Genomic DNA, 12,482 nt, shown 5'->3' on the forward strand with positions numbered 1-12,482 from the left:
GGGGCGGGTAGGCCAGCGCCGGATGCTGACGAAGGGAAGCGGGAGGATTTCGTCGTCACACACCGGAACGCAGTGAGGACGTGTGACGGCGCCCCGCTGGACGAGGCAGATCCGGAAAGCCCGCAGGGCCGCTGGCCGTAGCCCCCGGGGCACCCCTTGGCCTGAGCACTGGGTCTGTGCTGGGGGGAGTCCCGTACGCCATTGAATCTGTGGCGCTTCTCTTGGGTCGGACTCGTGTCAAATGGGCGCCCCCCGCAGCCGGTATCCCGCGAACAGCACCCCTACCCACACCGGCAGCACATACGCCGCCAGCCGGGTGTCGTCCAGTTGCGTCATCAGCGCCACTACGCCCAGCAGGAAAGCCACGCACAGATAATTGGTCCAGGGATGCCAGGGCGACGGGAACAACAGTTGCTTGCCCACATGCGCCCGCCGGAACTTGAGGTGCACCAGCACGATCATCAGCCAGGTAAGGGCAGCCGCGGCCGTCGCCACGGCCATTACCTGCATGAAAGCGCCTTTCGGCACCAGGAAATTGATCACCACGATGGCCAGCGTGCATGCGCACGAGAACAGAATGCCCACCCACGGTACGTGATGGCTACTCAGGCGCAGGAACATCCGGGGTGCGTTGCCCTGTTCAGCCAGGCTGTAGAGCATGCGGCCGTTGCTGTACATGCCGCTGTTGTAGACCGAAATCGCGGCGCTCAACACGACCAGATTCAGGATATCCGGCGCGGCCGGAATGCCCAGCCTTGAGAAGATCAGGACGAACGGGCTGCCCTGCATGCCGATTTCGTTCCAGGGGTACAGGATCACCAGTACCGCCAGGGCACCGACGTAGAAAATCAGGATGCGCCAGATCACCTGGTTGGTGGCGCGCGGGATGCTGCGGCGTGGATCGTCGGCTTCGCCGGCCGTGATGCCGATGAGTTCCGTACCACCAAAGGAGAACATCACGACAACCAGCGACAGCAGCAGGCCGTGCACGCCGTTGGGCAGAAAGCCCCCATGGGCCCAGAGGTTGCTCAGCCCCGCAGCCTTGTGATCGATGCCGCCGATGATCAGCACCACCCCCAGCAGGATCATGCCGATGATGGCGGCGATCTTGATGAAGGCGAGCCAGAATTCGCTCTCGCCGTAGGACCGGACGTTGAGCAGGTTCAAAGCAGTGACGGCCACCAGCACGATGAGCGCGCTGGCCCATGATGGAAAGTCGGGCAGCCAGTAGGAGACGTAAATCCCGACGACCGACAGCTCCGCCATGCTGACCAGCACATACAGCAGCCAGTAGTTCCATCCAGACAAAAAGCCCGCGAAGCCGCCCCAGTGGCGGTAGGCGAAGTAACTGAAGGCGCCGGCTACAGGTTCTTCGGTGGACATTTCCCCCAGCATGCGCATGATCAGGTAGATGACCAGGCCGCCGATCAGGTAGGACAGGATGATCCCCGGACCCACAAGTCGAATCGAGGCTGCAGAGCCGTAGAACAGGCCGGTGCCGATGGCACCGCCCAGGGCGATCATCTGGATGTGGCGGTTCTTCAGGCTGCGCGAAAGCGCCTCTGGAGGGGGTGGCGACATGGGCTTGAAAAGGCCTTTCCCGGGCGATCGCTCAGCGCGCGAAGAACAGCTCGTGCAGCGCCGTGCCGGGGTCGGCGGCCCGCATGAAGGCTTCGCCCACCAGGAACGCGTCTACATGGTGCTCGCGCATGCGGTCCACGTCGGCGGGCGTCAAGATGCCGCTTTCCGTGACCACGCGCTTGCCGGCGGGCACGTCCGCCAACATTGACAGCGTATTTTCCAGCCGGGTCTCGAACGTGCGCAGGTTGCGGTTGTTGATGCCCAGCAACGGAGTCTGCAGCGCCAGCGCCGCCTCCAGTTCGCTGGGCTCGTGGATTTCGACCAGGACATCCATTTCCAGCTCCCGCGCCACAGCTTCCAATTCCAGCAGTTGGGAGGGTGCCAGTGCGGCGGCGATCAGCAGTACGCAGTCGGCGCCCAGCGCACGCGCGTGGATGATCTGATAGGGGTCGATCATGAAGTCCTTGCGCAGCACCGGCAGGCTGCATGCCGCGCGCGCCTGGCGCAGGTGGTCGTAGCCCCCTTGGAAATACTGCACGTCCGTGAGCACCGACAGGCAAGCCGCCCCGTGACAGGCATAGCTGGCGGCGATGTCTGCCGGGTTGAAATTCGGCCGGATCACGCCCTTGGATGGCGAGGCCTTTTTGATTTCGGCGATGACTGCCGGCTTGTTCTGGGCGATCTTGTCTTCGATGGCGCGCACGAAGCCGCGAATGTCCTTGCGACTCTTGGCTTCACGCAGCAAATCGGCTTCGCTGCGCATCTGCCGGGCGGTGACGATTTCGGCGCGTTTGGTGTCCAGTATCGTGCTGAGAATATCGGTCATTTCGTGAACGTCTGCGTGAAGCTGCGGAATTGTTCGAGTTTTTCGCGGGCGGCCCCCGAAGCGATGAGTTCGAAAGCCTGTCCGATGCCAGCCTGGATGGATGGCGCCACGTTGCCTGCGTACAGCGCCAGGCCTGCGTTCAGCGCCACGATGTCGCGGGCTGTGCCGGCCGTGTCGTTCAGTGCCGACAGCACGAGCTGTGCGGACTCCTCGCGGTTGGCGACCTTGATGCTGCGGTTCGAAACCATGGCCATACCAAAGTCTTCGGGGTGGATTTCGTATTCTCGCACCTGGTCGTCCTTCAGTTCGCCGATCAGCGTGGAGGCACCAAGAGAGGCTTCATCCATGCCGTCCTTCCCGTGGACGATGAGCACGTGCCGCGACCCCAGACGCTGCAGCACGCGCACCTGGATGCCGACCAGATCCGGATGGAACACCCCCATCAGCTGGTTCTCGGCGCCCGCCGGGTTTGTGAGCGGGCCCAGGATGTTGAAGATGGTGCGCACGGCCAGTTCCCGCCGTACGGCGGCGACGTTCTTCATGGCGCCATGGTGCGCGGGTGCGAACATGAAGCCGATGTTGGTTGCGGCAATCGATTCCGCGACTTGTTCGGGTGTTGCCTGGATGTTGACCCCCAGGGCTTCAAGCACGTCGGCACTGCCCGACGAAGACGACGCGCTGCGGTTTCCGTGCTTGGCGATCTTCACACCGCCGGCTGCGGCTACGAACATGGCGGCGGTGGAGATATTGAAAGTGTGCGAGCCGTCTCCGCCCGTGCCGCACATGTCGAGCAGATCCTGCGGGTAGGGCGTGACCACGCCCAGTGCGAATTCGCGCATGACTTGTGCGGCGGCCGTGATTTCGCCCACAGTTTCCTTCTTGACCCGCAAGCCCATGAGTAGTGCGCTGGCGAGCTGCGGCGACACCTCGCCGCGCATCAGCATGCGCATGAGTTCCAGCATCTCATCGTGAAAGATTTCGCGGTGTTCGATGCAGCGAACCAGGGCTTCGGTGGGAGTGATCAGTGGCATGGATAAGGTTCCTATCAGGTGGCCCGGGATCACAGATCCAGGAAGTTGCGCAGCAGCGCATGGCCGTGTTCGCTGAGCACGGATTCGGGGTGGAACTGCACGCCGTAGACGGGTAGGGTCTTGTGGGCGACCCCCATGATTTCACCGTCCGCCGTTTCGGCTGTGATGGTCAGACAGTCAGGGAGCGTCTCGCGCTCGATCGCCAGCGAATGGTAGCGGGTGACCGTGAAGGGCGAGGGCAAGCCGGTGAAGACGTCGGTGCCGGTGTGTGTGACCGGCGAGACCTTGCCATGCATGATCTGATGCGCGCGCACCACGGTGCCGCCAAACGCCACGCCGATCGCCTGATGACCCAGGCAAACGCCCAGGATCGGCTTGCGGCCTGCGAATTCGCGGATGAGGTCGACGGAGATACCGGCTTCGGCAGGCGTGCAGGGACCGGGAGAGAGGCAGATGCGGTCCGGGTCCAGCGCCTGGACGCCCGCGAGGTCGATCTGGTCGTTACGGACCACCGTGACCTGTGCGCCCAGTTCGCCCAGGTATTGCACGAGGTTGTAGGTGAACGAATCGTAGTTGTCGATCATGAGCAGTTTCATGGCGTCCCCGTTGTCAGCGGCAAAGGGACGCACGCGCTGCACGATTGGGCGCGAGACTGCAGAGCAGGGAGGGTGGAGTCAGTACGGTCATGGTCTTCCTTGGTAGGAGCCGCCGCACCGGAGACAGTTTCGAATGGACACTTGCCTGCCAGAACGGCGGCAAAGTGTGCGATGAATCACGCAGGAGGGTGCCGCCTCTATGAGAGGCGCCACCAAGTCGATACGTGGGTGCTCGCGTGAAAATTCATGCACGAATTTTACTGTGCGTTTTTGCATCTGTCGAGAGCGGATAAATACTGGCGTATTGGGCGACGGACAGGGTGCGGCGGGTGCCCTGGCTCCGGGTTGGGCAAGTGTTCGTGGCCCTGTTCGTGGCGCGGCTGGCGTATATTCTGGCTGGGTGGCTGCCGTTATCCTGCCGTTATCCTGCCGTTTTGCAGCCTCTTGGTGTGGTGCGCCTTGCGCCTCCGTTGTCATTTCTTGTGTACGACCTTTCTGAACATGATCATTTCTGCTTCCACCGACTACCGTGCGGCCGCCAAACGCCGTTTGCCGCCCTTCCTGTTTCATTATGCGGATGGCGGGGCCTACGCCGAATACACGCTGCAGCACAATGTCAGCGATCTGGCGGGCATTGCGTTGCGCCAGCGGGTGCTGCGCGACATGTCCACGCTGGATCTGAGCACCCAGGTGTTTGGCGAGTCGGTGTCCATGCCGGTGGCCATCGCACCGGTGGGCCTGGCCGGCATGTATGCGCGTCGTGGCGAGGTCCAGGCGGCGCGGGCGGCTGATCGTCATGGTATTCCGTTCACGCTGTCGACGGTGTCGCTGTGCCCGATCGAAGAGGTAGCCCCCGCGATCAGCCGGCCCATGTGGTTCCAGCTCTATGTGCTGAAGGATCGCGGGTTCATGAAAAGCGTGCTGGAGCGTGCCCAGGCGGCTGGCGTCACGACGCTGGTGTTCACCGTGGACATGCCGGTACCTGGGGCGCGCTATCGCGATGCACACGCGGGGATGAGCGGCCCCCATGCGGCCTTGCGCCGCTACTGTCAGGCCCTCTGCCACCCGCGCTGGGCTTGGGATGTCGGGCTCTGGGGGCGTCCGCACGATCTGGGCAATGTGTCCCGGTACCTGGGCAAGGCCACGGGTCTGGAAGACTACATGGGCTGGCTGGGCGCCAATTTCGACCCCTCCATTTCCTGGAAGGACCTGGAATGGATCCGGGATTTCTGGAAGGGCCCCATGGTCATCAAGGGGATCCTGGATCCGGACGATGCGCGCGATGCCGTGCGCTTCGGGGCGAACGGCATCATCGTCTCCAACCATGGCGGGCGGCAGCTCGATGGCACGTTGTCGTCGGCCCGTGCGCTGCCGGCCATCGCCGATGCAGTCAAGAGCGATCTGACCGTGCTGGCCGATTCGGGTGTGCGCACCGGGCTGGATGTGGTGCGCATGCTGGCGCTGGGCGCCGACATGGTGCTGCTGGGACGGGCCTACGTCTACGCACTGGCGGTGGGTGGCGAGGCGGGGGTTTCGAATCTGCTGAGCCTCATCGAAAAGGAAATGCGGGTCGCCATGACGCTGACGGGGGCCCGCACCATCGCCGACATCACACGCGATTCGCTGGTGCGCGTCTGACGGCGGCGGGCCTATATGGGCTCGTCCAGCCCGAATTGCACCTGTTCCGCCGCCCGCAGCAGGGCGCGTGCCTTGGCCTCGGTTTCCTGATACTCCTTTTCGGGATCAGAATCGGCCACGATGCCAGCGGCGGCCTGCACATACAGCATGCCATCGCGGATGATGCCGGTTCGGATGGCGATGGCCAGATCCATTTCGCCGCCGTAACTCAGGTAGCCTGCGGCGCCGCCGTAGATGCCGCGCCGCACGGGTTCCAGCTCATCGATGATTTCCATGGCGCGGACCTTGGGGGCGCCGGTGAGCGTGCCGGCCGGGAAGGTGGCGCGCAGCACGTCGATGTTGCTCATCCCGTCGTTCAGTTCGCCTCGTACGTTGGACACCAGGTGCATCACATGTGAATACCGCTCGATGGTCATGGTGTCAGTGACCTCGACTGTGCCCGTTTTTGCAACCCTGCCGATGTCATTGCGCGCCAGATCGATGAGCATGACGTGCTCGGCGCGCTCCTTGGGGTCGGCCATCAGCTCCTGCTCGAGGCGCAGGTCTTCTTCCTGGGAGGTGCCGCGCTTGCGCGTGCCGGCCAGCGGTCGGATGGTGACGGTTTCACGAGGCTGGCCGTCCTGGATTTCGTGGTCCTTTCGCACCAGGATTTCCGGCGAAGCCCCCACGACGTGGAAGGTGTCGAAATTCCAGTAGTACATGTAGGGTGACGGGTTCAGGGACCGCAGCGCACGGTACAGCGACAAGGGCGAATCCCTGAAAGGTTTGGCGATCACCTGGCCGATCTGGACCTGCATCAGGTCGCCGGCGGTGATGTAGTCTTTGGCCTTGCGGACGGCTTCCAGGTAGTCGTCGTGCTTGAAGTCGCGCTCGACGGGGGTCTGCATGCTGGCGTAGGCATAGGGGATCACGACCGGTGTGCGCAGCTTTTCACGCAGTGCCTTCAGGCGGCGTCGCGCCAGTGCGTAGGCTTCGGGCTGCTGTGGATCGGCGTAGACGATCAGGTAGGTGCGTCCGGCCAGGTTGTCCACGATCACCAGTTCGTCGACGTGCATCAGCATGATGTCCGGCGTTCCCGGCTGTTGTCCGGCGGGCAGCGGCTTGACGCAGGGCCCCAGCCTGGGCTCGATGTGGCGCACCGTGTCATAGCCGAAATAGCCTGCCAGGCCACCTGCGAAGCGCGGCATGCCTGGGCGCAGCGCGACCTTGAAGCGCGACTGGTAGTCTTCGATGAAGGCCAGTGGGTCCCCTTCGTGAGTCTCCACGACCTGTCCCTTGGTCACGACTTCGGTGGTGTTTCCGGTGGCCCGGATGAGCGTCTTCGCCGGCAGCCCGATGAAGGAATAGCGCCCGAATCGTTCTCCGCCCACGACGGATTCCAGCAGGCAGCTGTTGCGCCCGGCCTCGGGCCCGGCGTGGGCCAGTTTCAAATAGATTGCCAGCGGCGTGTCCAGGTCCGCATACGTTTCCGCGATCAGCGGGATGCGGTTGTAGCCTTGGGCGGCCAGTGCGTTGAATTCGATTTCTGTCATAGCGGTCTCTGGTGGAAAGCGTGCCGGACAGAATCAAAAAAGCCCGGCCAAACTGGGGTCCGGGCTGGAAGCAGGGGCCACGCGCGACGATGCGCGGGCCAGGTCACCATTACCCGGAACGAAAGCACCACCAGCGCCAAGTAGCGCGGGTGGCGGTCGGGTAATAGCGGATGACTTTCATGCGTGTTCGGTGTGGGAAGATCTCTCGGCCGCCCAGCGGGCCGCCTCAATGATGGAGCCCACTATAGCATCCACAGGCAGGCTCTGCACGGGATTGCCTTCGTTGTAGCCGTAGGGCAGGGCCAGCATCCTGATGCCGGCGGAGCGCGCCGCCAGGGCGTCGTTGATGGAGTCACCAATGAAAAGCGCCTGGGTGGGCTGGATGTCCAGCAGGCTGCAGGCGTGAAACAACGGCATGGGATCAGGCTTCTTTCGCGGGCAGGTGTCGCCGCAGACGATGACATCGAAGAAGTCCGCCAACCCCTGCTGCCGCAGCAGCGGCAGGGCGAATTCGGTGCTCTTGTTCGTGACCACCGCCAGCCGCATGCCCTGCGCCTGGAAGTCCTGTAGTCCCGCCAGCACACCCGGGTACAGATGGCTGCGCTTGCCGTTGAGCTTACGGTAGTGGTCCGTGTAGCGCGCCAGACCGCGCATGACCAGGTCCATCTCGGCGGGCTGGCCCTCGTGGCCCAGCGACCGGATGACCAATTGTTCCATGCCCTTGCCGACGTAGGTGGCCAGGATGTCCTGTGAAATGGGTGTCATGCCCATGTCCAGCCGCATGGCGTTGGCCGCGCCGGCCAGATCGGGAATGGTGTCGATCAGCGTGCCGTCGAGGTCGAACAGGATTCCGGAAAATTGCATAGTCGTGGAGGAGGTTCGGTGTTGCGCTGGCGTGTGAAGCCGGGTCGAATGGCCGTCATCGTACCATTTGCCGGGTCACCCGTCGTCGCTGGCCCCGTGACGACGCCGATTTCAGGCAGCCGCCCGTATGGCGTCGCCCTGGGTGATGCCCGTGCGCAGTGTGGTGATCACCTGACGGTAGTCCGGCTGACCAAAGATGGCCGATCCAGCCACGAAGGCATTGGCGCCCGCTGCGCGGATGCGGGCGATGTTGTCTGTCTTGACCCCGCCGTCGACCTCCAGGTCGATGGATTGCCCGCCCTGTGTCGTCCAGCGGTCGATGCGCGCGCGCGCCTGGGCGAGCTTCTCCAGCGTGTGCGGGATGAAGGACTGTCCGCCGAACCCCGGGTTGACGGACATCAGCAGCACCAGATCCAGGCGGTCCATGACGTGGTCCATCCAGGACAGCGGCGTGGCGGGGTTGAACACCAGGCCGGCCCGGCAGCCGTGGTCGCGAATGAGCGCCAGCGTCCGGTCCACATGCCGCGAGGCCTCGGGGTGGAAACTGATGATGTTGGCCCCCGCCTTCGCGAATGCGGGAACCAGGGTGTCCACCGGTTCGACCATCAGGTGCACGTCAATGGGCGCCTTCGTGTGCGGGCGCAGCGCGGCGCAGACCATGGGGCCCATGGTCAGGTTGGGAACGAAGTGGTTGTCCATGACGTCGAAGTGGATCCAGTCCGCGCCGGCTGCGACGACCTGGGCGACTTCTTCGCCCAGCCGGGCGAAGTCCGCTGACAGCAGGCTGGGGGCAATGCGGGCGGCGGGCAGTTCGGTCATGGCGAAGTGGGGTCCGGTTGTGTCATCATGTGCGTTTGCGTTCGCTCTCATTTTAGTGCACCCGTTTTCAGCATGAAAAAGCTTCTGTGGTCTGCGGTTCTGCTTGCCGCGCTCAGTGCCTGTACCTCGGTTCCTGTGGAAGAATCCGGTGCGCCTTCCGGAGGAACCCCGCCGGTGGCGCTTGCGCCGCTGTCCGTGCCGCCGCTCTCGAGCTTGCCTGAGACGCCGGCACGGCCCCTGCAGGGGCGCTATGCGCCGGCCAGCTGGGAAAGCCTTCCGGGCTGGTCCTCTGACGGGTTGTTCCATGTCTGGAAGGGGCTGCTCAACGACTGCCGGGGGCTCATGCGACCGGCTTTGGGGTCTCTGGCGAACCCCGCCCGCGCCAATCCGCGGGCGTGGCAACCCGTCTGTCAGGCGGCGGTTCAGGCCAATCTGGGACCGGAGGCCGAAGGTGACGCCGTGCGGCGCTTCCTGCAGACGTACCTGCGGCCGTGGCGGCTGGAGCAGGGTTCGGGCCGGCCAGCCAGCGGGATGGTGACCGGGTACTACGAACCGCTCATCCATGCCTCGCGTACGCGCAGCGGCGCTTACCAATGGCCGTTATACGCCACGCCGTCCGACCTGCTCGTCGTGGACCTGGGTGCGGTCTATCCGGAACTCGCGGGAAAGCGTGTGCGCGGCAAACTGGAGGGCCGGCGGGTGGTGCCGTATGACACGCGTGCAGAGATCGCCGCTAATCCGGCGCGCCAGCCGCCCGTCGTCGTCTGGGCCAACGACCCGGTCGAAGCCTTCTTCCTGCAGATTCAGGGCTCGGGGCGGGCCATCCTGCCGGATGGTTCCGTGATCCGGCTGGCCTATGCCGATCACAACGGCCGGCCGTACGTCTCCATCGGCCAGTGGCTGGCTCACCAGGGAGAGATGCCCCTGGTGCAGACGTCCATGCAGAATATCAAGCAGTGGGCACGCAGCCACCCTGATCGGGTGCAGCAGATGCTCAACGTCAATCCGGCGATGGTGTTTTTCCGTGAAGAAACCATCACCGATCCGGAGCTGGGTCCCAGCGGCGCGTACGGGGTGCCCCTGCAGCCGCAGCGCGCCATCGCCGTGGACCCCGGTTTCGTGCCGCTGGGAACGCCGGTGTACCTGGATACGCAGCAACCGGGGGGCGGTGCGCCGTTGCGGCGCTTGGTCTACGCGCTGGATACGGGCGCCGCGATCCGCGGTGCGGCTCGTGCCGACTTCTATTGGGGAACGGGCGACGAAGCGGGCGCGCAGGCCGGGCGCATGAAGCAATCCGGCCAGATGTGGTTGCTGTGGCCGGTCCAGGCTGGCGCGCCCAGTGCACGATGAGGGCGGTGTCCGTAGGTGGCCGCCGCGTCGGTTTCACCAAACGTCACACTGGTTGCAATCGCCGACTGCTGCAGCAAGGGCCTCGGGTTAATATAAGTTCGTGAAAAATCAGGAATCAATTGTCGTATGCGGCACGGGTATCGTGGGTCTGGCCTGTGCTCTGGCACTGGCCCGCCAGGGGCTGGCCGTGCGGCTGCTCGGGCCGCGCAATGTGCTGCCGCCTCCGGTCCCGGACGCCTATTGTCCGCGCGTCTATGCGCTGTCGCAGGCCAGCCGCGATCTGCTCGATCGGCTGGGCGCCTGGTCTCTCCTGGACGCGCAGCGGCTCTGCGCTGTCGAGGCCATGGAAATATACGGTGATGCTGATGGAGTCCTGAGTCTGTCCGCCTGGCAGGATGCGCAGCACGCCATGGCCTGGATCGTCGAATCAAGCGAAATCGAACGTGCGCTGCAACAGGCGGTGCAGGTGCTGGGAATTCCGTGGGTCGTGGACCATTTCGCGTCCTGGGCGAAGGATTCTGGCGGTCGCGGTGATCTGTCCCGGGACGGCTCGGGGGGGAGCATCCTGACGGCTGGTGGCCAGACTCTTCAGGCGGATCTGCTGGTGGGCGCCGATGGCGCGCGCTCGCCGGTACGGCAGGCGGCTGGCATCACCCACGAATACACGCCCTATGGCGACATGGGGGTGGTGGCACACCTGGATATCGAACGGCCGCATCAGAACCGGGCGTTTCAGTGGTTTACGGGCGATGCTGTCTTTGCGATGCTACCGTTGCCGGATTCCGCTGATGGGCCGCAGGCGTCGCTGGTGTGGTCGTTGCGCGAGGGCCGCGCGCGCGAATGGCTGGCCATGTCACCCACGGCCCAGGACTCGTTCTTTTCGGCGCGGGCGCTAGCCATCACCGGCGGACGCCTGGGAAAGCTGGGGTTGCGCACCCGGCCGCAGGGGTTTTCGCTGAGCCTGGAGCGCAGCACCCTGGTAGCCCCTGGCGTGGCGCTGGTGGGCGATGCGGCGCACCGTGTGCATCCGCTGGCAGGTCAGGGGCTGAATCTGGGGTTGGCCGATACCCAGGTGCTGGTCGATGTGCTGCAGCACCGCGAATCCTACCGCTCGGTCGGCGATGAACGGGTGCTGGCGCGTTATCGCCGTGCCCGCGCCCAGCCCGTCTGGGCCATGTCGCTGGTGACGCATGGCCTGCATCGTCTGTTCGGGGTCGATTGCGCCCCGGTGGCCTGGGCGCGCAATGCGGGCATGCGGGTGATCGATGATCTTCCTTTTATCAAACGCAGACTGATTCAGGCTGCTGCCGGCCGTTGATGCCCCCTGTCATGGGCGGGATGCGAGGCGGTATTTTTTCTTGAGGTTTTTCATGAAGTTTTCTTTGAGTCTGGCGGCGCTGCTCATGGGTGTCAGCCTTTCGGTCGCGGCGCAACCCGCGAGCTCTCCGGCGGCGAACGCACAGACGACGGCGAAGGCATCGGCAGCAACGGGGGCACGGGACGCAGCACCAGCCGTGGCCGCGACGGAAACGACGCCGAATGAATCACCGGTACCCGCGGATGCGGCGGATGCTGCCAGCGCGCTGCCTCCCGAAAAGGTCGCGGCGGTGACCAAGGCCTTCGAATCGCGTTTCCCCGGCATCCATGTGGATGGTGTGCGGATGACGCCTATGTCGGGCATCTACGAAGTCCAGGTCGGGATGGATCTGCTCTATACCGATGCCTCCGTGGACTATGTACTGCAGGGTTCGCTCATCGATGCCAAGGCCAAGCGCGATTTGACCGCGGCGCGGCTGGAATCCCTGCAGCAGGTGGCTTTCGACACCCTGCCGCTGAAGGACGCCATCAAGATCGTCAAGGGCGACGGTTCGCGCAAGCTCGCCACCTTCGAGGATCCCAACTGCCCGTATTGCAAGCAGCTGCACCACACGTTGGCCAGCGTGGACAACGTGACGGTCTATGTGTTCCTGTTCCCGATCCTGGCGCCCGATTCGGCGACCAAATCGCGGGATATCTGGTGTGCCGCCGACCCGGCGAAAGCCTGGACCGACTGGATGGTGGACGGCAAGGCCCCTGCCACGGCCGATTGCAAGACGCCTTTGCAGGCGAATCTCGCGCTGGGGCGCAAGCTGAACGTGCAAGGCACCCCCGCACTTTTCTTTGGCAACGGCGCCCGGGTCAATGGGACCCTGCCGCTGGCGTCCCTGAAGGAAAAGCTGGACGCCCAGAGCAAGGGCTGATCGCT

11 protein-coding genes are annotated in these 12,482 nt (G+C 64.4%); 4 read left to right on the forward strand and 7 right to left on the reverse strand.

Going from position 1 to position 12,482, the window contains the following annotated elements; genetic code table 11:
- Positions 1-237 precede the first annotated feature (237 nt).
- The 4 genes from EPN31_RS12510 to EPN31_RS12525 are packed head-to-tail and all read right to left on the reverse strand — an operon-like array spanning position 238 to position 4,034.
- Positions 238-1,581 (reverse strand): amino acid permease, encoded by a 1,344-nt coding sequence (locus EPN31_RS12510; protein ID WP_291773661.1) that lies wholly within the window; start codon positions 1,579-1,581, stop codon positions 238-240.
- 31 nt (positions 1,582-1,612) lie between these two features.
- On the reverse strand, positions 1,613-2,407 hold the full coding sequence (trpC, locus tag EPN31_RS12515; protein ID WP_291773663.1) for an indole-3-glycerol phosphate synthase TrpC: 795 nt from the start codon (positions 2,405-2,407) through the stop codon (positions 1,613-1,615).
- Positions 2,404-3,438 (reverse strand): anthranilate phosphoribosyltransferase, encoded by a 1,035-nt coding sequence (gene trpD / locus EPN31_RS12520; protein WP_291773664.1) that lies wholly within the window; start codon positions 3,436-3,438, stop codon positions 2,404-2,406. Before trpD ends, trpC begins: the two co-directional genes overlap by 4 nt.
- Positions 3,439-3,467: 29 nt before the next feature.
- On the reverse strand, positions 3,468-4,034 hold the full coding sequence (locus EPN31_RS12525; RefSeq protein WP_291773665.1) for an aminodeoxychorismate/anthranilate synthase component II: 567 nt from the start codon (positions 4,032-4,034) through the stop codon (positions 3,468-3,470).
- Positions 4,035-4,535: 501 nt separating this feature from the next.
- Here EPN31_RS12525 and lldD point away from each other — a divergent pair.
- The gene (lldD, locus tag EPN31_RS12530) at positions 4,536-5,672 is read left to right on the forward strand and encodes an FMN-dependent L-lactate dehydrogenase LldD (protein ID WP_291773666.1); all 1,137 of its coding nucleotides are present in this window, start codon (positions 4,536-4,538) and stop codon (positions 5,670-5,672) included.
- Positions 5,673-5,683: 11 nt separating this feature from the next.
- On the opposite strand, the gene trpE is transcribed toward lldD, so the two are convergent.
- From trpE to rpe, 3 genes are all read right to left on the reverse strand, one after another.
- On the reverse strand, positions 5,684-7,204 hold the full coding sequence (trpE, locus tag EPN31_RS12535; protein ID WP_291773668.1) for an anthranilate synthase component I: 1,521 nt from the start codon (positions 7,202-7,204) through the stop codon (positions 5,684-5,686).
- 177 nt (positions 7,205-7,381) lie between these two features.
- Positions 7,382-8,068 (reverse strand): phosphoglycolate phosphatase, encoded by a 687-nt coding sequence (locus EPN31_RS12540; RefSeq protein WP_291773670.1) that lies wholly within the window; start codon positions 8,066-8,068, stop codon positions 7,382-7,384.
- 111 nt (positions 8,069-8,179) lie between these two features.
- The gene (rpe, locus tag EPN31_RS12545) at positions 8,180-8,887 is read right to left on the reverse strand and encodes a ribulose-phosphate 3-epimerase (RefSeq protein WP_291773672.1); all 708 of its coding nucleotides are present in this window, start codon (positions 8,885-8,887) and stop codon (positions 8,180-8,182) included.
- Between the two features lie 72 nt (positions 8,888-8,959).
- Between rpe and EPN31_RS12550 the strand changes: the two genes are divergently transcribed.
- The 3 genes from EPN31_RS12550 to EPN31_RS12560 all read left to right on the forward strand — a co-directional run bounded on the left by EPN31_RS12550 (position 8,960) and on the right by EPN31_RS12560 (position 12,477).
- Positions 8,960-10,237, forward strand: a complete 1,278-nt coding sequence (locus EPN31_RS12550) for a murein transglycosylase A (protein ID WP_291773674.1) — start codon at positions 8,960-8,962, stop codon at positions 10,235-10,237.
- Positions 10,238-10,337: 100 nt separating this feature from the next.
- Positions 10,338-11,555, forward strand: a complete 1,218-nt coding sequence (locus tag EPN31_RS12555; protein WP_291773676.1) for an FAD-dependent monooxygenase — start codon at positions 10,338-10,340, stop codon at positions 11,553-11,555.
- A 52-nt stretch (positions 11,556-11,607) separates the two neighbouring features.
- On the forward strand, positions 11,608-12,477 hold the full coding sequence (locus EPN31_RS12560; protein ID WP_291773678.1) for a DsbC family protein: 870 nt from the start codon (positions 11,608-11,610) through the stop codon (positions 12,475-12,477).
- Positions 12,478-12,482 lie beyond the last annotated feature (5 nt).

Origin of the sequence: Castellaniella sp. (assembly GCF_004321985.1) — a bacterium.
Classification (GTDB): Bacteria; Pseudomonadota; Gammaproteobacteria; order Burkholderiales; family Burkholderiaceae_B; genus Castellaniella.